We start from the raw sequence: 26,278 nt of genomic DNA, 5'->3' as shown, positions 1-26,278 counted from the left end.
AACCTGCCCAAGATAAATTTATCCTGAGCAAGGTTGTGTTTTTTATCAGCTTAGGAGGATAAGGGTTTCCCCTCGCCCCTTAGTTCCTGTATTTGTCGCTGCAAATTAACGATTTCCGCCACTAGCGCTGCATTCTCCGCCTCAGAATCCACACTGCTACTCTGAATCAGCTGATTCAGACGCAGCTGCAGGAGGGCAAGGTCATCCTCCCGAGCCTGTTCTATACCAGTAAGCAGACGGGTTCTGTCTTTTTCGAAGTATTCAGCATACGTTCCTTGAAAAAACTTTGGTGCCTGAGACGGCTCTAATATCACCAAGCGATTAGCCACTTTAGAGTGAAGATAACGGTCATGCGAGACCATTACTAACCCGCCGGGATACACCATAAGTGCCTCTTCTACTCGTTCCCTAGTATCAATGTCCAGATAATTAGTGGGTTCATCTAAGACCAATAGATTTGCTTTTCCAAAATACAACTTGAGGAAAGCCACACGGCATTTCTCCCCCAGACTCAAATCCCCAATCCGTTTAAATACATCGTCCCGCGTAAATAAAAAGCAACCCAGAATCGTCCGCGCCTCCGTGTGGGTCATTCCCGGCAGTTCAAGCAAGCTATCCAGAATCGTAGAGTTCATTTCTAAGTTATCTAGCTCTTGTGCAAAATAACCGATTGTCGTCCGTGGATGCAGCCGCACTTCACCTTTTGTAGGCTTATTGCTCCCTGCAATCAATTTCAGCAGCGTAGACTTTCCAACACCATTAGGACCCAGAATAGACAGTCGGTCTCCCCGGTTTAGCGACAAACTGAAATCCCTAAGAAAAGGCGCACTCCCCTCATAGGCAAACTCTATCTCACGGAGTGTCAGTAAAGAATCTGCCAGAAACTCTTCGCTTTCCAGCTTCATCTTCAGCTTGCCAGTCTCACGGGGCAATTCTACACGGTTCTTATTTAACCGTTCCAGTGCAGCTTCCTTGGCATGGAAACGAGACACATTTTTCTTGGATTTCGAACGCAGAAAATCATTTTGTCCGGCAGCACGATGCGCTTGCTGGAACCATTCTGCATACCGCCTAATGCTCTCCAGCAGCTTCTCCTTTTCTTGCTCCTGCTTTTTATACTGTCCCTCCAATGTTCTCAGCTCTATAGTCTTCTGCTCCCGGTATTGTGTATATCCACCCGAATAACGCCGGCATCCCTCCGGACTAAGCTCCAGCACAGACGTCGCAGTTCGATCAATAAATGTACGATCATGTGATACATAAAACACGGTTCCAGGGTAGGTGCACACCCAATGCTCCAACCACTCCATCGTTTCTCCATCTATGTGATTGGTCGGTTCATCCAGAATCAATAGCTTGGGCTGCCGGGCTAATAAAGCTGCCAATTGCACCCGTGTCTTTTGCCCTCCACTAAGTGAGGCGTATGGCAAATCCCAGACTGCATGTTCAAGCTTGAGCTGCTTTAGACTTTTTTCCGCTTTGACCTCCCAGCCATATCCATCGAGCTGCAAGTAACGATCGTACACCTCTGTATATTCAGCCAATTCAGTTTCGTTATCAGCATTCTGCTCCTGCAGTCTCTGACTGAGGGCTTCCAGCTGGCGTTTTAATTCAGGCAGCTGTGCTGACCCTGAAAGAACGTAGTCCAATGCGGTTACTTCCCCCGGTACCTCAAGCTGTTGATCGAGCACACCCCATTCTTCAGATGGCAAACCATGATAGATACTTCCCTCTTCAAAAGTAAGCCGACCGATCAGCCCCTTAAGCAGTGTGGTTTTGCCAATCCCGTTTCGTCCGAATAAAAGCACGCGCTCTCCCTCTGCTATCTCAAAGGATACCTCCTTAAATAAAGGGATCCCATTCCATTCCTTACGTAAATTCTTCACTTTAATTACAGTCATCTTTCATTCCTCCGATTTCATTGCAATAAAAAACCGCAGCCAGCGGTCTGCGGTCGAATAGCGTATGAAGGGGGAATGTGCCCAGACATGGATAGACTACGGCCGTGTTCACCTGCTGGATGCAGAGTAAACCAACACAATAGATAGAACTATCCATATAAAAGCATCGTAAGACCCCCGACCGACACACGTATCCCTGACCGTTATCACCCTGCGCGGGTGCTCCGTGACTTGTGCATATGCACTTCACAAACTTTATGGTCTGTTTCAGGAAACGTGTTAGTTATTCATCAGTCGGTGGCCCTCCGTAATTGTCCGTATTTTAGAATAAGTACAGTATATAACAATTTAAATCAGAAATAAAAGGTCAAGAACAATTATAACTTAATCTTTACCACCTGAGTCTGCGCATTCCACTGCACCTGAACAGCAAATAAATCAGGCAGGATACTCAGCGGAATTAGTAATCGGTTATTTTCATTGCGTGACGGTAAAATCGTAATGGATTTCCCATTCACAATAGCCTTATTGGATAATGGCTTATGTGTCACCGTACGATTGCCGATCGTAATTATCAGTGCTCCTGTCCCCGCTTCACTCTGCAAAGTACCACCCAGTAAGGCCACGGATTCTCTCAGCGGAACAAACACACGGGAATTTTCCAATATAAAAGGATCCTTCAGCTTTGTTGTCGTCCCATTGATCTCAAAAGTCCCCGCAAACTTATTACTTCCCACAGAGTACCCGTTTTTAGTTGCAATATTCTCCATAGCCAGTGTGCTCGTTGTAATGATAACTCGAGTATTCTTGGCTACTTTTGGATACAGCCAATGAATATCATCATTATGCATTCGAATACAACCGGCGCTAACATACTTCCCTATCGATGACTCATTATTATTGCCGTGAATCGCATACGTCGTGCCATAGGTACCGTTCACTTCCAGCCCCAGCCAGCGGTCGCCAAGCGGATTGGCCGGATCCCCACCGGGAATTTTCTCTTTGTAGTAGGGTCTGTTTTTTACTTTAACCACCATTTTGAAGCTACCTTCTGGCGTCAGTTCCTTCGACTTTCCTGTGGCAACCGGAAAAGTCTTCACCAGCTTGCCGTCACTGAAATACGCGAGTTTGTTTGTTTTTTTGTTCACGATGATCAGATCTGAGCCAGCAGCTTCCACCCTTCCAACTCCTGTAAAGCAAGCAGCGAACAAAAGTCCAAATACTAGCATCAGTTTAATGTTCCGCTGTAAAAAAGTTTGAAACCGGCCTCCCGAAAAGCATAAATTCATCTTGCTCCACCTCCGTTATATAAAGACGAAATCATTTCAAATATGTTGCGTACCAGCCTGTACCTATTCTTTTCAACTCGTCCACTCCCGCTTGACGCAGAGATTGCAATACTGTAACCAGTGAATGCATGACAAAAAGCAGATCTTTAGATACGCAAAGATCAGCATGCGCATAAACACATAAGTTGCGGACTCCAGGGCCCCTATTTGCAACTATTGCGCTGTTTTGGGATGTTATCGGACTCCAGCGCAGTTATTTGCTCAAAACACCTCGAATTCCTTGCTCTTCACGACCAATAACGTCTCTCGGGTCCGAAACTCGCTCCATAAACCCTAAAACACGCGAATAGCTGCATCTGAGTCCGTTAGCACAGTTATCTACTCCCACACCCCACCACGCTTCTAACGCTCTAACACCAAACTAACTACGTTTTTACCATCGAAGATCAGCTAGCGTATTAGTCGCGGACCCCAGAGACCCTATTTGCATCTATTTCGCTGTTTCGGGATGCTATCGGACTCCAGCGCAGTTATTTGCTCAAATACCCTCGAATTCCTTGCTCTTCGGGACCAATAAGGTCTCTCGGGTCCGAAACTCGCTCCAAAAACCCTAAAACACGCGAATAGCTGCATCTAAGTCCGTTAGCACAGTTACCTACCACATCTCTACCACATCTCCACCACGCTCCTGACGCTCCAGCCCCAAACTAACTGCGCTGCACATTTGCCCGTATCCCATTCTCCCGAAGCTCCACGCACCAGCCCCCAAACTAACTACGGTTTTACACCATCGAAGATTAGCTAGCGCATCAGCGCATAAGTCGCGGCCTCCAGAGACCCTATTTGCAGCAAATTCGCTGTTTTGAGATGCTATCGGACTCCAGCGCAGTTATTTGCTCAAAAACCCTCGAATTCCTTGCTCTTCAGGACCAATAAGGTCTCTCGGGTCCGAAACTCGCTCCAAAAACCCTAAAACACGCGAATAGCTGCATCTAAGTCCGTTAGCACAGTTACCTACCACATCTCTACCACATCTCCACCACGCTCCTGACGCTCCAGCCCCAAACTAACTGCGCTGCACATTTGCCCGTATCCCATTATCCCGAAGCTCAACTCACCAGCCTCCAAACTAACTACGATTTTACCGTCGAAGATTAGCTAGCGCATCAGCGCATAAGTCGCGGACTCCAGAGACCCTATTTGCAGCAAATTCGCTGTTTTGAGCTGCTATCGGACTCCAGCGCAGTTATTTGCTCAAAACACCTTGAATTTCTTGCTTTTCAGGACCAATAAGGTCTCTCGGGTCCGAAACTTGCTCAAAAAGGCCTAAAACACGCGAATAGCTGCATCTGAGTCCTTTAGCACAGTTACCTACCACATCTCTACCACATCTCCACCACGCTCCTGACGCTCCTGACGCTCCAGCCCCAAACTAACTGCGCTGCACATTTGCCCGTATCCCATTCTCCCGAAGCTCAACGCACCAGCCCCCAAACTAACTACGGTTTTACCATCGAAGATCAGCTAGCGTATTAGTTGCGGACTCCAGAGACCCTATTTGCAACAAATCCGCTGTTTTGAGATGCTATCGGACTCCAGCGCAGTTATTTGCTCAAAACACCTCGAATTTCTTGCTTTTCAGGACCAATAAGGTCTCTCGGGTCCGAAACTTGCTCAAAAAGGCCTAAAACACGCGAATAGCTGCATCTGAGTCCTTTGGCAAACCAGTTAGTTTCAGGTTGGTTTTTAGTTGGTTTTTAGTTGGTTTCCAGTACATTTCTGATTAGTTTCTAGTTCGTTTCTTATTAGCTACTACTCGTCCCTACCTCCTCCCTATCTCTTTGTCAGCTCGTTTCTACTCCCTTCCGCTCTTCCGCTCTTCCGTTCTTCCGTTCTCCCCTCCCGCTCTCCCTACATCCCCATTACACGCAAAAAAAAGCCTTGATTCTCTAAATAGAGAATCAAGGCTTTCTAATTCGACCTTACACCCACCACATACCCTGAGGCTGGTCATGAATAAGAATGGATTGCAAATTGGTTACTGCACGTTGGAAGCCTTCGTCAACCGTCATAAGAGGGTCTTCATGCTCGATGCTCACCACGTAATCATAACCGTAAGTGCGCAGCGCGCTCATGATATCTGACCACTCAGATATGCTGTGGCCGCAACCAACGGAGCGGAAGGTCCATGCGCGGGTCTGCACATCGCCATAAGGTTGCATATCGGTCAGACCATACATATTGATGTTGTCCTGATCCAAGTAAGTATCCTTGGCATGGAAATGGTGAATCGCGCCAGCTTTACCGAGAATCTTGATAGCACCTACAGGATCAATACCTTGCCACCACAGATGGCTCGGATCCAGATTAGCTCCGATAGCATCGCAGGTTGCTTCTCTAAGCTTCAAAATCGTATAAGGAGTATGGCACAGGAAGCCGCCATGCAGCTCGATGCCGATCTTAACGTCATGCTCCTCGGCCAGCTTGCCGATTTCCTTCCAGTAAGGGATCAGCTTATGTTCCCACTGCCAGGTTTTGATGTCGCTGTACACGGTAGGCCAAGGTGTGACTGGCCAGTTCGGTGCTTTTGCCTCATCGCTGTCCCCAGCCGTTCCCGAAAAAGTGTTCACGACCTTAACACCCATGAGTGAAGCCAGCTTGATCGATTTACGGAGAATTTCATCCCCGGCGCGGGCTTCTTCTTTATCTGGTGAAATCGGGTTATTATGGCAACTGAAGGCACTGATCATAATGCCACGTTTCGTGAACTTTTCCAAATATTCTTGACGTGCTGACTCGCTCGCAAGCAGCTCATCTGTCGGACAGTGAGCATTGCCGGGATTACCGCCCGAGCCGATTTCTACCGCATTCAAACCTGCGGCGGCGATTTTATCTAACATCTCGTCAAGACTCAAGCTTCCAAATACAGGATCAAATACGCCTAATTTCATTTATACGACCACCTTTTCTTTGATAGGCTCTAAGGCTTCAGAATGTCCGTAAACCGGATAGTCACGTTTCGTTGGTGCACACCAGTTCACGCCATTGATGATAACTTTTTGAATATCCTTGTTGTAATAAGTTGGATAAGATTCATGACCAGGCTGGAAATAAAAGATCTTCCCGCTGCCTCTACGGTAGGTCGATCCGCTTGGGAAGACGTTGCCGCCTTCGAACCAGCCGACAAATACAAGACTCTCTGGTGCTGGCACATCAAAATGCGCACCGTACATTTCCTCTTGCTCCAAGTCGATGTATTCACCAATGCCCTCAGCAATCGGGTGACTTGGGTCCATGACCCACAGGCGCTCCTTCTCCTCAGCTTCACGCCATTTCAGATCGCAGCTGGTGCCCATTAATTTCATAAAGATTTTGGACATATGGCCCGAATGAAGTACTACAAGTCCCATACCTTGCAGCACTCGCGCATGTACACGGTTTACAATCTCATCACTTACTTCATGATGGGCGATATGTCCCCACCAGATCAGTACATCCGTGTTATCCAATACCTCTTGCGTCAGTCCGTGCTCTGGTTCATCCAGCGTAGCTGTCTGAGTGTCCAGTCCTGCCTCTTGCAGAAAACTTGCCAGTTGTCCATGAATACCTTGCGGATAGACCTTAAGAATTCTTTCTTCCTGCCGTTCATGACGGAATTCATTCCATACGGTTACTCTTGTCACTTGAGACACGCTCCTAGTTCATATTTATCTATGACCATCGAATTTGCTTGATTATTCAAAAAACACAGGCATACCAGTTTCAGAGGATTTATAAATAGCCTCCAAGATGCGAGTCACAACCAACGCCTGCTCCGGCTTCACTACAGGCTCGGTGTCATTTACAATGCTGTCAATCCACTGAGCTGCCTCTATCACCGCAGGATCATCTCCTGCACCATCATAAAAGTCGACGCCACCGGCATCCAGACCGATATGCTTTTCAAAGGTTTTACCGTAGGCTTCTCCGTTAATGCGCAGACCCTTCTCCATATCTGCTCCGCCTTCAGTCCCACAAAGTACCGTTTTGGCCTCACCGACATCGAGTGTATTCAGTGCCCAGCTTGCCTCTAAGATGATGGTAGCCCCATTCTCCATAGTGATGAATCCAATGGCGGAATCCTCCACTGTAAACTTCTCAGGATCCCACGGGCCCCAAGCATTCGCAGCATTTTTACGACCGGACAGCTTATGATAAGCGTTGCCCACGACATATTTAGGTTTGTAATTATCCATCATCCACAGGGTCAAATCGAGCGCATGGGTGCCGATATCAATCAACGGACCGCCGCCTTGCGCTTCTTCATCCAAAAACACACCCCAAGTTGGGACCGCGCGACGACGGATAGCCTTAGCTCTGGCGTAATAGATCTCACCAAGCTCATTATTCTCACATACCGCATGCAGATAAGCTGAATCTGGTCTGAAACGGTTCTGATAACCGATGGTCAGCTTTTTCCCAGTTCGCTCTGAGGCCTCGATCATCGCTTGTGCTTCTGCCGTGGTTTTAGCCATCGGCTTCTCACACATTACGTGTTTGCCTGCTTCCATAGCCGCAATGGAAATCTCCGCATGGGAAATGTTCGGCGTACATACATGAATCACATCTATACTTGCATCGTTAAGAAGCTCTTTATAATCTGTGTAAACTACGGACTGCTCATCTCCAAACTCCGCTTTTGCCTTCTCGGCACGTTCAGCGACGATATCACAAAAAGCAACCATTCGCGCACCTTCTACTTTTTTTAACGCGGGCATGTGCTTGCCGTTCGCAATACCTCCGCAGCCGATAATTCCTACTGTTAAAGTCATTCTGGTCTAACCTCCACTTATTCCTGTTTTGATATCTCTATCATACAAAGCTGAAGAAGGGCTTTCTTCCTGTAATCTTGCTGTATTATTCCCGAATATTGTCTTGTGGTATTTCAGCGGGGATATCCCCGTTGCTTCCTTGAAAAAATGATGGAAGGTCTTCACGCTGCCAAACCCGGCTGCTTCCGCCACGGCAGACATCGGCAGATCTTCATTGATCAAGATCCATTTGGCTTTGTTAAGCCGGTATTCGTTTAAGAACGCGATAAAGGTCATGCCCGTGTTTTTCTTGAACAATTTGGTAAAATAATAAGGACTAAAACCCATATAATTAGCTACCTCATTCAGCGTAATAGCCTCCTGGTAATGCTGCTCCACATAGATAAAAATCCGCTCTAGTCTCTCCAGTGTCTCTCTGGATTGATTCAGTGTATCTTCCGAGAACTTAGGCTGTTTCTTGATCGGACTCTTCGGTACCTCCCGTAGAATAACGGTCAGCAGTTCAAACAATCTAGCCTTGATTAGAAAAACATATCCTTCTCTTCGCTGTACATCTTCCTCGTAAATACTCTCAATCAGCCCTTTGACCTTCGCGGCAGTTGCCACGGGCCATCTAGAACTGGAATACTCCATAAGCGTAAAGACCTCACGAAGTGAGTAGTCATTACCGTTCAAAGCGGCTACTTCTTGAAACAAATTCAGGTCAAATTGAATCACTACCCGTTCACTCTCAGGTGAAGAGAGAAAATAATGCACATCCCCACCATTGATAAACTGAACCTCGCCCTGTTCCATGTGAATAGGGGTATCATTAATTCCCAGATTCAGGCTTCCTTTGGTAACATAGATAATTTCAATTTCTTTATGCCAATGCGGATAACACAACGTATCACCATTGCAAAGTAAACTGCGGTAAGGAAAGTGCTTATCCACATCCGGAATCTCGAGATAAATATTCATAAATACAACTCCTTATCCGAGTAAATCATTAAAACCAGGGCTTGCATGCCATATTTAAAAGTTTTACGTAAGCGTTTACTCTCTAAATGTTAGACCTCCAATATTCTTTTGTCAATTCCGATATTTCTAAGTAAATTTTTGGTATATACATTGGTTTCATTCCTATTTAAAGATTACTGCTCTTGCGTAGTTTTGATCATTTTTTTATTTTTTAAGTACAGTTGACAAAAGCGCCTACCAGCATTTATATTCGGGGTAAGCGTTTACGTTCTCTTCTTTCATAACTTACTCTCATCAGCGTAAGCGTTTAATTCAAGGATAACCGTAGTTTAAGGAGCTCATAGGAATGAACCCAACGATTAAAGATGTTGCACAGAAAGCGAACGTTTCCATTGCCACAGTCTCTCGCGTGCTAAACAATTTAAGTGGGTATTCGGACAAAACGAAACAAAAGGTAAATGAGGCGATCAAAGAAATTGGTTATCAACCCAATGCGATTGCCCGGGGTCTAATCAATAAGCGTACACAAACCATTGGTGTTATGTTCCCTAGTGTTTCTGGTGCCTTCTCTTCCGATCTGCTCAAAGGTATTGAAGAATTGGCCAATGACCGGAACTACAGTGTGATGGTATGCAATACCGATCAGGACGGTAAAAGAACGTTGAAGTACTTGCAGCTCCTGAGAGAGAAACAGGTTGATGGCATTATTTTTTCTAGTGAAGTCCTTAAGAAAGAATATTACGATGTGCTCGAAACCATGAGGATCCCCGTTGTATTGGTCTCTTCCCAAACAGAATTCGCCAAGGTCCCTTATGTGAAAGTAGATGATTATCGAGCAGCTTTTGACGCTATCCTCTACTTAATTTCAAAAGGTCACCGCAAAATAGCCATGATTAGTGGAAACCCTAGCGATCTTATCGCTGGTGCGCCAAGAGCAGAAGGTTATAAGCATGCGCTTGAAGCAAATGGTATTCCTTTTGACAGCCGCTATCTTGCTTACGGAGATTTTTTGTATGAGAGCGGAAGTATAGCTATGGAGACTCTTTTGGAGCAAGCGCCTGATGTGACTGCCGTTTTTGCTGCTAGTGATGAAATGGCGATTGGTGCCCTCTCCACCGTTATCAAAAATGGTCTAAGCGTGCCCGAGGATATCTCCATTATGGGATATGACGATCTTGGATTAGCCAAAATGGTTATTCCGCCTCTAACAACAGTACGCCAACCGCTGTACGATATTGGAAAGATCGCCGTGGAGAAGCTCATTCAGATGATTGAAACAGGCGAGTCTGTCAACAGCCAGATTGTCGATCACACAATTGTGGAAAGACAAACGGTAAGATCGCTTACCTAAGTCTTTTTATCAATATTACGTAAACGTTTACTGTTCACTTTATTGCATACCCGTCGCTTAGAAGAACACGAACATCATTTAAGTTTGCCGTCAACGTAAACGTTTACTCTTATCAAATTCACCATAATACCAACACATTATTAGGAGGATTTATCATGAAAAAAACAATTAAACCCGTAATGGTTAGTCTACTGGCTATGTCCGTGCTTAGCGCCTGCGGTAGCAATAGTGGTAACAATGCGGCTGACAACACATCTAGCGGCGGGAACTCCTCCGGTGACAAGGTGAAAATCGAGTTTTTCCAAAATAAGACCGAAGCCAAAGCCACCTTCGACAAGCTGGTTGCGAAATTTAATGAAGCCAATCCGAACATCGTAGTCACTCAAGTGAACCCACCGGATGCCGAAACAGTGCTGAAGACTCGTGCAGCTAAAAAAGACATCCCTGACGTGGTCGGTATCGGTGCCACTGACACCTACAAAACATTATCCGGAAGTGGTCTGTTTGAAGACTTCTCAAGTGATCCACTTGCTGAAAATATCCAGCCTGCTTATGTTCAAATGCTGAAAGACCTGACGGGTTCGAGCGAGCTGAATGGTCTTCCATTCTCTTCGAACGCAAGTGGTGTCATTTACAATAAAGCGATGTTCACTGAAGCCGGCGTTGCCGTGCCAACCACTTGGGATGAGTTCATTGCCGTCGCTCAAAAGTTCAAGGACAGCGGTAAAAATGCTTTTTACCTGACCCTTAAGGATTCCTGGACAACCCTTACGCCGTTCAACTCCCTCTCTACAATCATTAAAGGCAATGATTTCTTCAAGCAACGTGCTGAAGGTACTGTGACTTTCGCAGACAGCTTCACCGAAATTGCTGAAAAGCTGCTTAAGCTGACGGAGTTCGGTCAAAAAGATATTTTTGGAAAAGGCTACAATGACGGCAACACAGCTTTCGCTAAAGGTGAATCTGCAATGTATCTGCAAGGGGTATGGGCGATTCCAGAAATCGTGAAGGCTAATCCATCCATTGAGCTTGGTGTATTCCCTTTCCCAGCGACAAATGATGCTGCTAACAATAAGGTCATTTCTGGCGTAGACACATTGTTGACTATCTCTAAGAGCACTAAACATAAAGAAGAAGCTAAAAAATTCGTTGAATTCCTGCTCCAGCCTGAGAATGTCAGCCTCTACATTAACGAGCAAAAAGCATTCCCAGCTGTGCAAGGTGTAACTCAAGATGATCCAACAATGGACGGCTTCAAAGCAGCATTTACCTCAGGTAACTTGGCCGACTTTGCGGACCACTACATCCCAAGTGCAATGAAAGTGGATACCATCAATCAAGCCTTCCTACAAAAGAAAGATGTTGATGCGTACCTGAAACAGCTTGATAAAGAATGGGATAAGGTAGCTGACCGGAAATAACGAGACCTGACAAATAAGAGCCGAGAAAGAGAACGGGACTCCCCCTTCTCTTTCTCTTTTCCAAGGAGGATTACATGATGGCCAAACGCCGAGTCGCCTTTTATCTAATGACTATACCGGCATTGCTTCTTTTCTTTGCCTTTCACACCTTTCCTGCACTGCAGGGTATTTATTATTCGTTCACTAACTGGGACGGCTTCAGTGACAGCTTTGATTACGTAGGATTTAAGAACTTCATTAACATTTTTCAAGATGAAAATGTGCTGAATTCATATGTGTTCACTTTTAAATATGCCATCTTAACGACTATTCTCATCAACATCATCAGTTTGTTGATTGCGCTTGGGCTTAACGCCAAGATTAAAGCCAAAAACTTTTTCCGCGGTGTATATTTCCTGCCAAATATCCTCAGCGTGCTGATTGTCGGCTTTATTTTCAACTATTTGTTCGCAAATGTATTCCCTATCTGGGGCGAGAAGCTTGGCAGCGAATTCCTTTCGCAGAACATTCTCGGCAACTCCGATTGGGCCTGGATCGGTATCGTCATTGTAGCCGTTTGGCAGGGAATTGCTTATAACACGATTCTCTATCTGGCAGGTCTACAGACGATTCCGCAAGATCTTTACGAAGCCTCCAATCTGGACGGCGCTAGCCGCTGGAGAGAATTCTGGAGTATTACTTTTCCAATGCTTGCTTCCTTCTTCACGATCAACATGGTGCTGGCGATGAAGGGCGGCTTAATGGTATTCGACCAAATCGTAGCCTTGACAGGTGGGGGACCTGGACGTTCAACACAATCCATTGCCCACTTAATCTATACAGGCGGCTTCCAAGGCGGAGAATTTGCCTATCAATCGGCGAACGCCGTGATTTATTTTATCGTGATCGTTGTGATCTCCGCCCTTCAGCTTAAATTTCTGCAGAAACGGGAGATGGACTTATGATCAAAAAATCAAGCAACTGGCCTGCAACGATTCTTATCGCGCTAGGCTCACTACTGATCCTTTTTCCGCTGTACATGACTATTGCTATCGCGCTAAAAAATCCCGAGGAAATGGCTCAATCCATCTTTTCACTGCCGACTGGCCTGCATTTTGAGAACTTCGCCAATGCCATTAAGGCAACCAATTTCTTCAACGCCTTAGGAAATAGCGCCACGATCACAATAACATCAGTAGTGTTCATCTTGCTTACCAACTCCATGGTAGCCTACGCGATTGCCCGCAATATGAACCGAAAATTCTTCAAAGCGCTCTACTTTTATTTTATCAGCGCAATGTTTATTCCTTTCCAGATTATTATGCTGCCTGTGGTCAAAGTGACAACGGATCTGCATATGAACAACATTCTGGGTCTTATTATTCTATACATTGTTTATGGCTTGGCTTTTAACGTGTTTGTATACACTGGCTATATCCGCTCTATTCCTTATGAGCTAGAGGAAGCTGCCACAGTAGATGGTGCGACGACATTCGGAACGTTCTGGAAGATTATTTTCCCACTTCTTGCTCCGGTCAGTGCAACAATTGGTATTCTCTCTTGTCTTTCGACCTGGAACGACTTTATGCTGCCGCTGATTCTGCTCGGTGATCAGGATTCATACACACTTCCGCTTGTACAGTATGTCTTCCAAGGTCAATTCAGCACAGATTTCAACTTAGCCTTTGCTTCGTATCTGCTTGCTTTATCCCCGATGCTCGTGGTCTATTTGTTCGCGCAAAAATGGATTATCAGTGGACTAACATCAGGGTCCATTAAATAACTAAGATTTATATAGAGAGATAGGAGAGCTATACATGGATAAGAAATGGTGGAAAGAAAGCGTAGTTTATCAAATCTACCCCCGCAGCTTCAAAGACAGTAACGGGGACGGCATCGGTGATCTGCAGGGCATTATCTCGAAACTCGATTATTTAAATCAGCTTGGCGTCGACGTAGTCTGGTTATGCCCGGTATACGAGTCGCCAAACGACGATAACGGCTATGATATCAGTAACTATCAAAGTATTATGGATGATTTCGGAACACTCTCTGATTGGGAGGAACTGCTAGCTGGACTTCACAGCCGCGGCATGAAGCTGATTATGGATCTCGTGGTCAACCACTCCTCTGATGAGCACGCTTGGTTCGTGGAGTCCCGCAAATCGCAGGATAATCCTTATCGTGATTATTATATCTGGCGGCCAGGCCAGGACGGACAGAAGCCTAACGACTGGGGTTCCTTCTTCAGCGGCTCGGCTTGGGAATTCGATGAGAAGTCGGAGGAATATTACCTCCATCTCTTCTCGAGAAAGCAACCCGATCTGAATTGGGATAATCCTAAGCTGCGCCAGGAAGTCTACGATATGATGACCTGGTGGCTGGACAAGGGCATTGACGGATTCCGCATGGATGTAATCAACTTGATCTCCAAAGTACCGGAATTACCTAGCGTTGCCCCAGAAAATAACGGAGAACAGCCTACGCACCACTTCGGAGGAGACTATTTCGTTAACGGACCACGCGTACATGAGTATATGCAGGAAATGAACCGTGAGGTCCTGTCCAAGTACGATATCATGACAGTAGGCGAAGCCGTTAATGTCACTCCCGAGGAGGCTTCGTTGTACGTTTCCGAGGATCGCAACGAGCTGAACATGGTATTCCATTTCGAGCTTATGGACGTCGATTCTGGACCTGGAGGCAAATGGAATGTGCAGCCTTGGAAGCTGGCGGACATCAAGTCCATCATTTCCAAATGGCAAATCGCGCTGGACGGTAAAGGTTGGAACAGTCTGTATATGAACAACCACGATCAGCCGCGTATGTTATCCCGCTTCGGAGATGATAAGTTATATCCGAAAGAATCTGCCAAGATGCTGGCAACACTGCTGCACACGCTCCAAGGCACACCTTACATCTATCAAGGCGAAGAAATCGGCATGACGAATGTACAGTTTGATTCCATCAACGATTACAAAGATATTGAAATCTTGAATATGTATAAAGAATACTTGGCTGCCGGACATTCGGAAGAAGCTATCATGAACTCCATTTACATTAAAGGCCGGGACAATGGCCGTACGCCGATGCAATGGAACGCCGAGCCGCAGGCAGGCTTCACGACGGGCTCTCCTTGGCTAGCCGTAAATCCTAATTACAAGGAAATTAATGTGGAGCAGGCGCTGGCTGATCCTGATTCTATTTTTTACTATTATAAGAGACTTATTGAGCTGCGCAAGCAGCATGAAATTATCGTATACGGAAATTATACAATTCTGGCTGAGGAGAATGAACAGGTATATGCTTATCTGCGTACTCTTGGTGAAGAACAGCTACTGGTTGTATTGAATTTCTTCGGAGAGCCTGCGACCTTCGAACTTCCTTCTACTGTGAAGTTCCAAGCGAAGGCATTGCTTATTGCCAATTACGAAGTAAATCCAGAAGAAGAACTAAACACAATTCAGCTTCGTCCTTATGAAGCTCGTGTGTATAAGCTTAAATAAACTAGACCCCCTACATGGAAACAATAAAAAGGAGCCTCACGGCTCCTTTTTACTTTCCTCCAACAGCTACCGGATTGACCTGTACCTGTCCCGCGTTCAATTTCTCAATAATCGCCAGTAAGAAGGTTTCGGCTAGGCTGTTCTTTTTAATCGCTCTGGCGGCTTCTTCCAAAGTAAACCATTCAGCATGATCAACCTCAGTACTCACCTGGCTCAAGTCCTCCGAATCTGCAACACCTATAAAATTCAGCATTAGCGTATTGGATGGTGCGAAGTACAAGCTGCGCATATATTCATAAGCGACAATATCAAGTCCTACCTCTTCTTTTACCTCACGTACGAGAGTCGTTTCCGCATCTTCACCTTTGTTCACGTATCCTGCGAGTAATATGTAGTCTGGCCGATTATATTGCTGAATTAATAAAATCTTGTTTTTCTCCCTGTTTAATACTGCTGTACTAATCGCCGTGCTGAAAATAGGGAATCGGAACATTTCACACGCATTACAATAAGGTACCTGCCCTTCCCCTTCACTTTCTTTCATTACTAACTCTGTCCCACATTCCAGGCAATACTTCAAACTGATCGCTTCCTTCTATTCTAAGTTAGCCTAATTCTACTCCAATTGAGGTGGAATCCGGTGATACGTAGCTTGTTCAAACCCGTATGCTAAGGCTATGAGCGTAGGCTCGCTATAAGCTTTTCCGGAAAAAACAACACCAAAAGGTCCCCTGGTCGAATCCCCATCCGCATCAATAATGCCTTGAGATACATATCCCGCCGGAACAGTAACTAATGGATAGCCTAAGCGTGCCGCAATATACATGCCATCTACATCACCAGGCAGCAATAACGCGTCTAAACTATATTGCTCCAACACATAATCTATTCCTTGCTCAAGCGCTAATTCCTTGTATTCTTGTCTCTTCTCTTGATAGGCCTCTTCAGTTAATGTTACTTCTTCTGATCTTGTCAGGGTGTCTTGCCCATATTGCAAAGCAATCTCAGCATGTCTTTCATTATAGGCTATCAATTCTTGCAAAGAGTGAATCGGAACGGAATCATCTACTTGTGCTAAATACTGGTTGAGCCCTTTTTTAAATTCATAACAAATCACATCATTATTCCAATTCTGTTGTTCAACATGTACTGTGACAGGATCTATAAGGGTAGCCCCTTCATTCTTCAAGGTCAAGATAGCTGCTTCCATAATTGCAAGCCTCTCAGCGTCTAAATGCTTATAATAATGCCGTGGAATACCTATTCTTGCTTGTCGTATAAAGCTTTTATCTAAACTTGAAGTATAGTCTGTATAAGCGTATTTTTCGCTTGAAAATGTTGCTGAATCGTTGGCGTCCACTCCGGTTAACGCCCCTAAAATAATTGCCACATCTGTAACCGTTCTAGCTATAGGCCCAGGGGTATCCTGGCTTACTGAAATGGGAATGACTCCAGAACGGCTCACTAATCCCACCGTAGGTTTGATTCCGACAAGAGCATGTTGGCTGGCTGGACCGACAATAGATCCTGCGGTTTCCGTTCCGATCGCTGCTGCTGCCAGATTCGCTGCTACGGCTGCCGCAGGCCCGGAGCTGGAACCACTGACAAATACCGTCCCAGGTCCATACGGATTCAGTACAAGCCCTCCCCGCGAGCTATATCCCGCAGGCATTGTACTAGACATAAAATTAGACCACTCCGACATATTCGCCTTCCCAAGTAAAATAGCCCCCGCCAATCGAAGCTTGGCCGCTACAAATGAATCTTTTGCCGCAATTGATCCAGCTAAAGCTACAGAACCGGCACTCGTATGCATCTTATCCGCGGTGTCTATATTATCCTTCAATACAATAGGAATACCGTGCAGGCTCCCGCGGCTCCCTTTTTCTGCTCGTTCTTTATCGAGTGCTCGCGCGATTTGTATAACCTCTGGATTTATTTCTAAAATAGAGTTTATGTCTATATCGTATTTATGGATCCGCTCCAAATATACTTGAACTATATCCTCTGAGGTAATTAAACCTGCTTCCAGAGCCTCTTGCATTTTAATTATATCCGTCTCAATAATCCATTCCTGAAGTTTATTCTTCATACGAATAACTCCTTCCAAAAAAATAAAATTGCCTCTAGTATAAACCTACCACAAAATTTCACCTCAATAATATGGAGAGTTTAACTATAGTTATATTCAGCTATTTGACTCCCTCGGCTACAGATGATAGGGTATTTTCGAAGTTAAATTTTTCCGGGAGGGAACACCCATGACGGAAGTAAAGCTTAGTATTGGATACGACGAATTCGAAGAAGGTCAAAGAATTGGCGAAGCAATTGAGAAGTTAAGCAGCAGCCCTGAAGGTGCGTCGCTGACCAGCCTAATTATCGGTGATTGGGGGCAAGCCTACGAGAATAGCTCGGAAGAGGTTGTAGAGGCACTGGTTACGCATAGCGCCAGCTTCCCGGCTTTACGCAAGCTTTTTATTGGTGAGATGGGCTATGAGGAATGCGAGATTTCATGGATTACCCAAAGCGATCTATCACCGCTGCTCCCTGCTTTTCCAGAATTACAATCACTCACGATTCAAGGTGGGAATGAGCTGAGCCTCTCAGAGCTAAAGCATGACAAGCTGGAGGAACTGATAATTATTAGCGGCGGCTTAAGTAAAGCCGTACTTGAAAATATTGCAGCCAGCCAATTGCCGAATTTACGCAAGCTGGAACTCTATCTTGGCGTAGATAACTACGGCTTTGACGGAAGCCTCGCAGATATTCTACCTCTTATAGAAGTAGGAAAGTTCCCTAAACTTACCTATCTGGGATTAAAAAATAGCGAAATACAAGATGAAATCGCCGGTGCAGTAGCAAATGCGCCTATCTTAGATCAGCTGGATACGCTAGATCTATCTCTGGGTACCCTCAGCGACGAAGGTGCTGAATTGCTTCTTGCCAGCGAGAGAATCAAGGGACTAAAAGCATTGAATCTAAGCCATCATTTTATGTCCGACGAGATGATCAGCCGGTGGCAGCAGAGTGGATTACCTGTCGATGTCAGCGACAAACAGGAAAGCGATGATGAGGAAGACTGGCGTTATCCTTCCATCACAGAGTGAGCCCCCTATGCGGCCGATGATCGTTATCGGTATTCCTGGGGATAAACGGACTAGCGGCATTCAGCAAGCACGTTCCGATCTCGGAATGCCACCTGCCATCATTTTATCGTACGCTGAATTTCTGCAAGGCCAATCGTTAGGTGATCTGCTGGAAGTGCAGAAGCAGCAGTTATCCAGCCAGCCGGCTGTTTATAACGGAATAGATCTCAGTGCGGCTCCCCCGCTGCTGAGATTGGAATCGCCTGGCAGCAGCTTTGAAGTAGAACGTGCCTTAATCGCTCTTGGCGCACCTGATGCCGTTGATGTTGACGATTCGCTGCATCCCTACGCTGAAAGACCTGATCCGCGCCCACTCCGTGTGAAGGTAGCCCATCAATTGAAGGAGATGCAGGGTGTCCTGCATCATCCTTCGCAATGGTTCCGCGGTTATTGCCGCATGCTGGCTAGACTACAGCGCGAAGCCAAAGAGGTTTGTCCAGGCTCGCTATGGTTAAATGACCCCGCTGACATTGCGGCCATGACCGATAAACGGCGGGCACAACAGATTCTGAGTGAGGCAGGCATCACTATTCCTCGTCCATTAGGCGAGGAACAACAGCCTACCGACTATGCCTCTCTCCGTGAGATGATGATCTCCCGGCGAATGCACCGGGTATTCATTAAGCTAGCCTTCGGCTCTGCCGCTTCCGGGGTGATCGCCTATCAGCTCCATCCCGTTACAGGTGCCGAAGTTGCCTTAACTACAGTGGGGGTCGAGAATTACATCACCCGACCGCCCATTTACTATAATTCCGGTAAACTGCGGCGATACACAGATACCGCCACGATCTCCGGCATTATTAACTGGATTTATCGGCATGGTGGTTATGCCGAGCAATGGATCCCTAAGATCGGCCATAACGGCAAAGCCTTCGATATCCGCCAGCTCGTGGTTCTCCGCGAGGCCTGTCATGCAATTGCTCGTGTAAGTTCCACCCCAATTACGAATCTGCATTTACGCAGCCAGCGGATGTCTCCTTCAGAAGCCGGTTTATCAGAATTCATACAGGAGCAGGTACGAAATACCGCGTTGCAAGCGCTGGCGGCATTTCCCCGTTCTGGAGTTGCCGGGATAGACGTGCTGATATCTGGAGGATCGCAGCAGTGTTTTGTCGCCGATGTTAATCCATTTGGCGATTTGCTGTACGATGTAAAATACCGTGGCTGCAGCACCTACGAATGGGAAATGAAGGTATTGACCGCCAGAGACTATATTACTCATCCCTCAACACCGCTTATAAAGGAAGGATCCTCTTAATGGATATGAACACTATCGTTGGCACCCATGACATTCTAATGATCACACTTGATACCCTTCGATACGATGCAGCTACTATGGAGGAAGCGAACTGCCCGAACCTGTGCGGAACGGGATCCTGGGAGAAAAGACATACTCCCGGCAGCTTTACTTATGCGGCCCATCACGCTTTTTTCGGCGGCTTCTTGCCTACTCCAGCTACAACGGATAAGACTGAGCATATCCGTATGTTCCATTCCCGAAATACCGGAATGAAGACGCATCCTCATACATGGCTGTTCGATACGCCGGATATCGTGTCAGGACTTGCTGCCGAGGGCTATCGCACGGTTTGTATTGGAGGTGTTATTTTTTTCACCAAAAAAAATCCACTCGCTCGTGTGTTGCCAAGCTATTTCCAGCAAAGCTACTGGCGGATGACCTTCGGTGTGACCAATCCGCGTTCCACAGAGCATCAGGTGAACCATGCCTTGAAGCTGCTAAAGGATACTCCTAGCGAGCAAAGATTGTTTATGTTCCTCAACGTCTCTGCCATTCACGGACCAAATCATTATTTTGTACCTGGTGCTAAAAAAGACTCCGTAGACAGCCAGCGCGCCGCTCTTCGTTATGTGGACGGTGAACTGGGCCGGTTGTTCGATGCGTTCCGGGAACGCGGCAATCCTGTCTTCTGCCTGGCTTTTTCAGATCATGGAACCGCTTATGGGGAAGATGGCTATCAGGGGCATCGCCTTGCCCACGAGACGGTATGGAACGTCCCTTATCGGGAGTTTATTTTATAATATTTATAACAAGGAAAGGATGGAGAACTGATATGACGTTATCGTCCTTCTCTTTAGAAGAGCTTCACAAGTGGAAAGACAGCATTACTGCTCACCCTTACCGTTCTTATCTGTATTCCTATCCACACAAAACGGCTTACAGGGATTTGCAGCCTCCGATGCCGCTAGAAACACTCTGGCGTGATGAGCCTGCGGAATCTTTCTTTCTATATATGCATATTCCGTTTTGTGGCGCACGCTGCGGATTCTGCAACCTATTTACCCTGCCTGATAAACGCGCAAATGTTCATGCCACATACGTGGATGCCCTGGAACGCCAAGCAAAGCAATGGGCGGAATTCACCAGACATAAACCTTATGCGCGTTTTGCGATCGGCGGTGGAACTCCCACCCTGCTGGCAGCAGATCAGCTCCGCCGCTTGTTTCACATTGCCGTTGATACGATGGGACTGGACACAAATACAGCCTCCATCTCAGTGGAAACTTCACCGGAGACGATTACCGAAGAGAAGCTGAATATTCTAAAAGAGTATACGGTGGATCGGGTCAGCATGGGCATCCAAAGTTTTGTCGCTGCTGAATCGGCGGCCATCTATCGCCCACAAAATCCGGATGAGGTATATCGGGCACTAGATCTGCTGGGGAAATATGATTTTCCCATACTAAATTTAGATCTGATCTACGGGCTTCCGGGGCAGACGGTCGACTCTTGGCTATATTCGCTCAATCAAGCGATCAGCTTTGAGCCAGAGGAAATTTTCATCTATCCGCTCTACACCCGTGAGCATACGATTGTGAAGCCTGGTGATATCCAGCGTCAGGACGATATTCGCCTAGATTGCTACAAAGCCGCTGGGCAGCTGCTTAGAGCGAGAGGATATCGCCAATACTCCATGCGTCGTTTCGCCAAGGAAGACGCAGGAACAGCTAAACCCATTCTCGATTATAGCTGCCAAGAAGAAGGAATGGTCGGATTGGGCTGCGGAGCAAGATCCTACACCCGCCATGTGCATTACGCTTCCCGTTATGGGGTAAGCCGTAAAGCAACCGAGAGCATTATTGCTGATTACGTGGCGACGGATCGTTACGATACTGCGGATTACGGGATTGTGCTGAGTCTTGAAGAACAGAAACGCCGCTTTATTCTGAAGGCGATTCTACATAGCGAAGGGCTGAAGCTTGAAGATTACAGCCAGCGTTTCGATCAATCGCTCTGGAGCGATTATCCTGAGCTGTCCAACCTGCTTCATTCCGGTCTTGGGCAAGAGGAAGATGGCATCCTGCGCCTTACCACCGAAGGGATGGGTTACTCTGATTCGATTGGGGATTGGTTTATTTCTGGGGAGATCCGAGAGCAGATGGAAAGGTTCGTATTGCCATGAATGCGGTTCTCTACTACCGCGGTTCCCTCACGTCCTGCAACTATGATTGCCCCTATTGTCCTTTTGGCAAAACAAGAGACAGCGCAGCTACGCTCGCCAAGGACCGCCAGGGGCTGGAAGCCTTTGTAGCGTGGGCCTCTGAGCAAGGTGCGGCAGGTCATCGGCTTTCTATATTTTTTAATCCCTATGGCGAAGGGCTGATTCATCGCTGGTACAAAGAAGCAATGATTGCCCTCTCCAATATGGACCATGTAGAGAAGGTAGCGATTCAGACCAACCTATCTGCCAACCTGGATTTCATCTCCCAGCTGAATCGTAAAAAAGTGGCCTTTTGGGCCACCTACCACCCCGGACAAGTGCGGGAGGATAAATTTCTGGCGCAATGTTTGACTTTATATGAGAACGACGTTCCATTTAGTGTGGGAAGCGTTGGAATACGCAGCGCTTTTTCAGCTATAGCTTCACTTCGTTCTGCGTTACCAGAGAACGTGTACTTATGGGTCAATGCTTACAAAGATAAACCTGATTATTATACAGCTGAGGATTTTGTCTTCCTTAGCGAGATTGATCCACATTTTTCTGTGAATGCTATGGATTATGAAAGCCTTGGCCAAGCCTGCAATGCAGGAAAAGATGTTTTTTACGTACAGGGCGCTGGGCTTGTGAAACGCTGCTACAAGGACAGAGGGGTCATAGGCAATCTTTACCGTGATGGGCTAGAGGGTCTCTCTGCGGTTAGAAGCTGCCGAATGAAGGTATGCGATTGTTATATCGGTTATATTCATATGCCCGAGCTGAAGCTGCGGAGCATCTATGAAGCTGGACTTTTGGAACGAATCCCGTATGGCGCTATGAATAACTGATTTAAAATTCCAGACAGGGTTTCTTTACTCTCTGTGGAATATGACAAGTAGCCCCCATCTATAGGGGCATAGCAAACACTAAAGTTGGAGGGACAATAACTTATGAACAACATCATTAATTTTGCGCATCGTGGAGCGTCGGCAGTGTGTCCAGAAAATACTATGGTAGCATTTCGCAAAGGTCTTGAGCTGGGTGCAACCGGAATAGAAACTGATGTACAAATGACCAAGGATGGCGGCCTAGTCCTCATTCATGATGAAACTCTAAACCGCACAACAAGCGGAACCGGCTATGTGAAGGATCATACACTCGCAGAACTACTGGAAGTGGACGCAGGCTCATGGTTCGGACCTGAATTCAAAGATGAGCGCCTTCCATTGCTGGAAGATTTATTAGATCTGCTGCAAGGTAGAGATACCATCCTAAATATCGAGCTTAAAAATGGCACTTTTTTATATCCGGGTATGGAGGAAAAAGTGATCGCGGCCGTACGTGATTTCAAGATGAGCGATCGCGTCATTTTTTCGAGCTTCAACCATTATTCACTAGCTTACTGTCAGTCGCTGGCACCGGAGATCAGAACAGGAATTCTATACGGGGAAGGCTTGTATCGTCCTTGGGACTATGCAGCTACACTTGGAGCGACTGCGTTGCATGCGTATCATTTTGCGGTACTGCCTGAATTCGTCGAAGAAGCGGCGAAGCATGGCGTCGCCTACCATCCTTGGACCGTTAACGATCCCGAGCGGATGAAATATTTAATTGAAGCTGGTGTATCAGGCATTATTACCGATCATCCAGACCTACTCGCTGGACTTCTGGCTGACAAGGGAGTGTGATGGTGTGAAAAAAGTCTGGCTGCTCGGATTCGGCTTTTTCAGCATCAGCATTACATGGAGTCTGTATAACGCATTTGTACCTTTTTTCCTCGAAAAATATGTACATAGTGTAGCCCTAATCAGCTTCATGATGACGATTGATAATTACTTCGCCTTATTCTTGCAGCCTTGGATCGGTAATCGGAGTGACCGCACGACCTCGCGTTTTGGACGCAGAATGCCTTATCTTATGATCGGTATGCCCTTCGCTGCCGTGCTGACTATGCTGATTCCGTTTCATACCGGACTATTTACACTGCTTTTATTTATGATGCTGATGAATTTAGCCATGAGTTTATACCGTTCCCCTACCGTCGCTCTCATGCCCGACATAACACCTGAAGAGCAGCGTACAAAGGCTAACGGATTAATTAATTTCATGGGTGGATTCGGATCAATTCTGGCTTTCGGCGTGGGTTCGATCCTCTATAAATCAAATCCTGCGCTGCCATTTCTCGTTGCTGGACTGATTACCCTGTTATGTCTATTTATCGTATCGCGCTTCATCAAAGAAAAACGGGATGGTGTGAATATAAGCCCTACGCTTCTATCCGATACAGCGGGGAGCCCTTCTGCGACGATAGTTAAGCCTTCCAGAGTCTCCTTTCGCGGCCAGCTGGATCGTACTACAGTCTTTCTACTGGCAGCGATTTTCTTCTGGTTTGTAGCTTATCAAGGGGTCGAAACCTTGTTTACATTGTATGGAAAAAACCATCTGGGCCTCAGTGAACAAGCAGCCTCCTTCTCCCTTACCTTCTTCTCCCTTGCCTTTGTGCTGTTCGCTATTCCGAGCGGTTGGCTGGGTGGGCGATTCGGGAAAAAGAAGATCATTATCGTCGGCGTATGTGGCCTGATGACGGTCTTTGCGCTTGTTGGGTTTGCACAGGACCTGCTGGTGCTTCGAGCTTTACTCCTGACAGGAGGAATCTTCTGGGCTTGTATCAACATCAACTCTTATCCTTATGTTGTTGCAACGGGAACTGAGGAGAGTATCGGTACTCGAACAGGGATGTATTATTTGGTCTCTTCACTGGCAGCGATCAGCTCGCCACCTTTGCTGGGGCTAATGATTGATATTTTTGATTACTCCATCCTGTTCTATGTAGCAGCGATTAGTATGGCGGTTGCCCTGCTCTGCCTCTTCTTGATGAAGGGACGCAAGCAAGTCCCCCACAAGTTTCACACACCGGGAGCCTAAAAAAAAAGCGTCAGCCTTAGACATCTATTTATGTCCAGGGCTGACGCTTATATTTTACACTTAACAAACTAATTTTTATAAACTGAATAACGACCTGTACCCAGCTGTTTGGCGGTGTACATCGCTGTATCTGCTTCGTGCAGCAGCCTGAAATGATCCACCTTGCCATGACTAATGCTGATGCCTATGCTCGCAGATACAAAGAGGTTGTGCTCTCCCAGCTGATAATGTCTGGTCGTCTTCTCCAGAATCTGCACCGCTAACTGCTCCGCTTCCTTCTGATTGCAGCCTTTAGCTACAATCACAAATTCATCGCCGCCTATGCGGAAAATATGGCGTTTTCTTTTGCTGGAGAATTGACTTAACCTTCCTCCCACCTCTTGCAGCAGTAAATCGCCCACATGATGTCCTAAGCTGTCATTGATTGATTTGAACCGGTTCAAATCCATAAACAATACGGCTAGTTGCTCATTTACTTTGCAGCGATCCCAAAAGTGATCCATTCCATTCTTGTTTAAGAGCCCCGTTAAGCCATCCTTATAGGCAAGTTCCTTAAGCTGCTCTCTTTCCGCCAAAACAAGGTTCAGCCGTGTAAGCAAAAACATTAAAACAGCTATCGTAAGCGCGTATATCAATAACGGAGTGAAAATCCCCCCATTGACCTCTATAGTTTCTTCTAAGGTTTTTTTGCCTAGCTGATGCATTGCCCACAATCCAAAGACAATAGTTATAATGGAAAGGCCCGTGTAAACTGCTCTTTGTTTTGGTTCCTTACTAGCAACATCCCGGTAAAATCTCAATACTAAATAACCTACAACCCCTGCGATGATAATGGACATTAACGTTTGTAAATAAATCTGAACCTCTACCACCTTTAATTCGCACATCCTTCTGAACTACAAATAATTAGCTTACTGTACTGCGATACCAATATATAAAAAAGCTCTGAACATTATCTGAACACTTACTCTTTCTCCAAATGCCGCGCACAATTATATAACTCGCAGTTCCAGGAGCCACCCGATTCGGATTTTGTTATTCGCGTAATTGACGTATTGTTCAATAATACTGTGCCGTCCAGTTCTGGAAGTAGTCTTCTAAGGCTACTGCGTAAAATTGCACCATGGCTAACGATCAGAATATGACTGCCTGGATGTCTCGCCGCAATTTCTTCAATCACTTCGCTGCCTCTGAGCTCGCTGGCTTCTGGAGTTTCCAAACCCAAATCTAACGTCTTCCAATCGGTTCCCCATCGTTCAATCCGCTCTTGCTGCGTAGTTCCTTCAATAAGTCCCGCATACATCTCTCGAATGCCCGGCGCTAAACCCGTGATCTCAAGGCCTAATCTTTCTGCAATAACCTCTGCCGTTTGCCGCGCTCTGAGTAAATCACTTGAATATATGTAATCCCATTGTTCTGTGCTAAGACGTTCAGCCAGTAGTTGTGCCTGTTGCAGGCCTTCAGCATCCAATGAATTATCCGTATGCCCTTGCACTCTGCCTTCTTTATTCCACGCGGTACTTCCATGGCGAATTAAACCTATCGTAGTCAT

General features: G+C 46.3%; 22 protein-coding genes. 12 read left to right on the top strand and 10 right to left on the bottom strand.

The genetic code is table 11. The features are described from left to right. Positions 1 to 50 precede the first annotated feature (50 nt). The 6 genes from abc-f to MHH46_RS05510 form a co-directional block, all read right to left on the bottom strand. Complete coding sequence (abc-f, locus tag MHH46_RS05535) at positions 51 to 1,901, bottom strand: ribosomal protection-like ABC-F family protein (RefSeq protein ID WP_076194830.1); 1,851 nt, start codon at positions 1,899 to 1,901, stop codon at positions 51 to 53. 377 nt (positions 1,902 to 2,278) lie between these two features. Continuing rightward, positions 2,279 to 3,190 (bottom strand): L,D-transpeptidase family protein, encoded by a 912-nt coding sequence (locus MHH46_RS05530; RefSeq protein WP_076129557.1) that lies wholly within the window; start codon positions 3,188 to 3,190, stop codon positions 2,279 to 2,281. 1,982 nt (positions 3,191 to 5,172) lie between these two features. Then, positions 5,173 to 6,141 (bottom strand): sugar phosphate isomerase/epimerase, encoded by a 969-nt coding sequence (locus MHH46_RS05525; RefSeq protein WP_076186757.1) that lies wholly within the window; start codon positions 6,139 to 6,141, stop codon positions 5,173 to 5,175. Continuing rightward, the gene (locus MHH46_RS05520; RefSeq protein WP_038569006.1) at positions 6,142 to 6,873 is read right to left on the bottom strand and encodes a ThuA domain-containing protein; all 732 of its coding nucleotides are present in this window, start codon (positions 6,871 to 6,873) and stop codon (positions 6,142 to 6,144) included. 51 nt (positions 6,874 to 6,924) lie between these two features. Beyond that, positions 6,925 to 8,001, bottom strand: a complete 1,077-nt coding sequence (locus tag MHH46_RS05515; RefSeq protein WP_076195156.1) for a Gfo/Idh/MocA family protein — start codon at positions 7,999 to 8,001, stop codon at positions 6,925 to 6,927. A gap of 6 nt (positions 8,002 to 8,007) precedes the next feature. Then, positions 8,008 to 8,961: an AraC family transcriptional regulator gene (locus tag MHH46_RS05510; RefSeq protein WP_076195168.1), complete on the bottom strand. Its 954-nt coding sequence runs from the start codon at positions 8,959 to 8,961 to the stop codon at positions 8,008 to 8,010. Between the two features lie 346 nt (positions 8,962 to 9,307). Between MHH46_RS05510 and MHH46_RS05505 the strand changes: the two genes are divergently transcribed. The 5 genes from MHH46_RS05505 to MHH46_RS05485 all read left to right on the top strand — a co-directional run bounded on the left by MHH46_RS05505 (position 9,308) and on the right by MHH46_RS05485 (position 15,218). After that, positions 9,308 to 10,312 carry a LacI family DNA-binding transcriptional regulator gene (locus tag MHH46_RS05505; RefSeq protein WP_036680403.1) on the top strand — a complete coding sequence of 335 codons (1,005 nt, stop codon included), beginning with the start codon at positions 9,308 to 9,310 and terminating at the stop codon, positions 10,310 to 10,312. Positions 10,313 to 10,467: 155 nt separating this feature from the next. Next, positions 10,468 to 11,733 carry an ABC transporter substrate-binding protein gene (locus tag MHH46_RS05500; protein WP_076195171.1) on the top strand — a complete coding sequence of 422 codons (1,266 nt, stop codon included), beginning with the start codon at positions 10,468 to 10,470 and terminating at the stop codon, positions 11,731 to 11,733. A gap of 77 nt (positions 11,734 to 11,810) precedes the next feature. Then, the gene (locus MHH46_RS05495; protein ID WP_038568998.1) at positions 11,811 to 12,677 is read left to right on the top strand and encodes a carbohydrate ABC transporter permease; all 867 of its coding nucleotides are present in this window, start codon (positions 11,811 to 11,813) and stop codon (positions 12,675 to 12,677) included. Then, on the top strand, positions 12,674 to 13,495 hold the full coding sequence (locus MHH46_RS05490; RefSeq protein WP_172628781.1) for a carbohydrate ABC transporter permease: 822 nt from the start codon (positions 12,674 to 12,676) through the stop codon (positions 13,493 to 13,495). Before MHH46_RS05495 ends, MHH46_RS05490 begins: the two co-directional genes overlap by 4 nt. A gap of 34 nt (positions 13,496 to 13,529) precedes the next feature. Further along, a complete protein-coding gene (locus tag MHH46_RS05485) occupies positions 13,530 to 15,218 on the top strand; it encodes an alpha-glucosidase (RefSeq protein ID WP_076195173.1) in 1,689 nt (562 codons plus the stop codon). A 49-nt stretch (positions 15,219 to 15,267) separates the two neighbouring features. On the opposite strand, the gene MHH46_RS05480 is transcribed toward MHH46_RS05485, so the two are convergent. Together MHH46_RS05480 and MHH46_RS05475 are read right to left on the bottom strand one after the other, a co-directional pair. Beyond that, positions 15,268 to 15,762: an NAD(+) diphosphatase gene (locus MHH46_RS05480; protein ID WP_254847711.1), complete on the bottom strand. Its 495-nt coding sequence runs from the start codon at positions 15,760 to 15,762 to the stop codon at positions 15,268 to 15,270. A gap of 72 nt (positions 15,763 to 15,834) precedes the next feature. Continuing rightward, positions 15,835 to 17,310, bottom strand: coding sequence for an amidase family protein (locus MHH46_RS05475; RefSeq protein WP_076195178.1), 1,476 nt, complete (start codon positions 17,308 to 17,310; stop codon positions 15,835 to 15,837). A 169-nt stretch (positions 17,311 to 17,479) separates the two neighbouring features. On the opposite strand from MHH46_RS05475, the gene MHH46_RS05470 reads away from it, so the two are divergent. From MHH46_RS05470 to MHH46_RS05440, 7 genes are all read left to right on the top strand, one after another. Then, complete coding sequence (locus MHH46_RS05470) at positions 17,480 to 18,325, top strand: STM4015 family protein (RefSeq protein WP_076129565.1); 846 nt, start codon at positions 17,480 to 17,482, stop codon at positions 18,323 to 18,325. Between the two features lie 7 nt (positions 18,326 to 18,332). Then, complete coding sequence (locus MHH46_RS05465; RefSeq protein ID WP_076195180.1) at positions 18,333 to 19,622, top strand: STM4014 family protein; 1,290 nt, start codon at positions 18,333 to 18,335, stop codon at positions 19,620 to 19,622. Beyond that, positions 19,622 to 20,404 carry an STM4013/SEN3800 family hydrolase gene (locus MHH46_RS05460; RefSeq protein ID WP_076129567.1) on the top strand — a complete coding sequence of 261 codons (783 nt, stop codon included), beginning with the start codon at positions 19,622 to 19,624 and terminating at the stop codon, positions 20,402 to 20,404. Before MHH46_RS05465 ends, MHH46_RS05460 begins: the two co-directional genes overlap by 1 nt. A gap of 32 nt (positions 20,405 to 20,436) precedes the next feature. After that, positions 20,437 to 21,786 carry an STM4012 family radical SAM protein gene (locus MHH46_RS05455; protein ID WP_076195182.1) on the top strand — a complete coding sequence of 450 codons (1,350 nt, stop codon included), beginning with the start codon at positions 20,437 to 20,439 and terminating at the stop codon, positions 21,784 to 21,786. Then, positions 21,783 to 22,649, top strand: coding sequence for an STM4011 family radical SAM protein (locus MHH46_RS05450; RefSeq protein ID WP_076195184.1), 867 nt, complete (start codon positions 21,783 to 21,785; stop codon positions 22,647 to 22,649). The genes MHH46_RS05455 and MHH46_RS05450 overlap by 4 nt, the downstream gene beginning before the upstream one ends. A 102-nt stretch (positions 22,650 to 22,751) precedes the next feature. Next, positions 22,752 to 23,489 carry a glycerophosphodiester phosphodiesterase gene (locus tag MHH46_RS05445; RefSeq protein ID WP_076195187.1) on the top strand — a complete coding sequence of 246 codons (738 nt, stop codon included), beginning with the start codon at positions 22,752 to 22,754 and terminating at the stop codon, positions 23,487 to 23,489. Positions 23,490 to 23,493: 4 nt separating this feature from the next. After that, positions 23,494 to 24,726, top strand: coding sequence for an SLC45 family MFS transporter (locus MHH46_RS05440; protein WP_036680370.1), 1,233 nt, complete (start codon positions 23,494 to 23,496; stop codon positions 24,724 to 24,726). A gap of 68 nt (positions 24,727 to 24,794) precedes the next feature. Here MHH46_RS05440 and MHH46_RS05435 read toward each other — a convergent pair whose 3' ends face one another. Next, complete coding sequence (locus MHH46_RS05435; RefSeq protein ID WP_081388005.1) at positions 24,795 to 25,613, bottom strand: GGDEF domain-containing protein; 819 nt, start codon at positions 25,611 to 25,613, stop codon at positions 24,795 to 24,797. 77 nt (positions 25,614 to 25,690) lie between these two features. Further along, the gene (locus tag MHH46_RS05430) at positions 25,691 to 26,278 is read right to left on the bottom strand and encodes a histidine phosphatase family protein (protein ID WP_076195192.1); all 588 of its coding nucleotides are present in this window, start codon (positions 26,276 to 26,278) and stop codon (positions 25,691 to 25,693) included.

This window comes from Paenibacillus sp. FSL H8-0175 (assembly GCF_045040615.1).
In the GTDB taxonomy this organism is placed as follows: Bacteria; Bacillota; Bacilli; order Paenibacillales; family Paenibacillaceae; genus Paenibacillus_AQ; species Paenibacillus_AQ odorifer.
Note: the sequence above shows the minus strand (reverse complement) of the source record. Positions and strands in the feature narration are given on the sequence as shown.

Coding starts and splice junctions, on each gene's coding strand:
- abc-f (WP_076194830.1), bottom strand. CDS start 1,901: ATGACTGTAATTAAAGTGAAGAATTTACGTAAGGAATGGAATGGGATC.
- MHH46_RS05530 (WP_076129557.1), bottom strand. CDS start 3,190: ATGAATTTATGCTTTTCGGGAGGCCGGTTTCAAACTTTTTTACAGCGG.
- MHH46_RS05525 (WP_076186757.1), bottom strand. CDS start 6,141: ATGAAATTAGGCGTATTTGATCCTGTATTTGGAAGCTTGAGTCTTGAC.
- MHH46_RS05515 (WP_076195156.1), bottom strand. CDS start 8,001: ATGACTTTAACAGTAGGAATTATCGGCTGCGGAGGTATTGCGAACGGC.
- MHH46_RS05510 (WP_076195168.1), bottom strand. CDS start 8,961: ATGAATATTTATCTCGAGATTCCGGATGTGGATAAGCACTTTCCTTAC.
- MHH46_RS05505 (WP_036680403.1), top strand. CDS start 9,308: ATGAACCCAACGATTAAAGATGTTGCACAGAAAGCGAACGTTTCCATT.
- MHH46_RS05500 (WP_076195171.1), top strand. CDS start 10,468: ATGAAAAAAACAATTAAACCCGTAATGGTTAGTCTACTGGCTATGTCC.
- MHH46_RS05495 (WP_038568998.1), top strand. CDS start 11,811: ATGGCCAAACGCCGAGTCGCCTTTTATCTAATGACTATACCGGCATTG.
- MHH46_RS05490 (WP_172628781.1), top strand. CDS start 12,674: ATGATCAAAAAATCAAGCAACTGGCCTGCAACGATTCTTATCGCGCTA.
- MHH46_RS05485 (WP_076195173.1), top strand. CDS start 13,530: ATGGATAAGAAATGGTGGAAAGAAAGCGTAGTTTATCAAATCTACCCC.
- MHH46_RS05480 (WP_254847711.1), bottom strand. CDS start 15,762: ATGAAAGAAAGTGAAGGGGAAGGGCAGGTACCTTATTGTAATGCGTGT.
- MHH46_RS05475 (WP_076195178.1), bottom strand. CDS start 17,310: ATGAAGAATAAACTTCAGGAATGGATTATTGAGACGGATATAATTAAA.
- MHH46_RS05470 (WP_076129565.1), top strand. CDS start 17,480: ATGACGGAAGTAAAGCTTAGTATTGGATACGACGAATTCGAAGAAGGT.
- MHH46_RS05465 (WP_076195180.1), top strand. CDS start 18,333: ATGCGGCCGATGATCGTTATCGGTATTCCTGGGGATAAACGGACTAGC.
- MHH46_RS05460 (WP_076129567.1), top strand. CDS start 19,622: ATGGATATGAACACTATCGTTGGCACCCATGACATTCTAATGATCACA.
- MHH46_RS05455 (WP_076195182.1), top strand. CDS start 20,437: ATGACGTTATCGTCCTTCTCTTTAGAAGAGCTTCACAAGTGGAAAGAC.
- MHH46_RS05450 (WP_076195184.1), top strand. CDS start 21,783: ATGAATGCGGTTCTCTACTACCGCGGTTCCCTCACGTCCTGCAACTAT.
- MHH46_RS05445 (WP_076195187.1), top strand. CDS start 22,752: ATGAACAACATCATTAATTTTGCGCATCGTGGAGCGTCGGCAGTGTGT.
- MHH46_RS05435 (WP_081388005.1), bottom strand. CDS start 25,613: ATGTGCGAATTAAAGGTGGTAGAGGTTCAGATTTATTTACAAACGTTA.
- MHH46_RS05430 (WP_076195192.1), bottom strand. CDS start 26,278: ATGACTACGATAGGTTTAATTCGCCATGGAAGTACCGCGTGGAATAAA.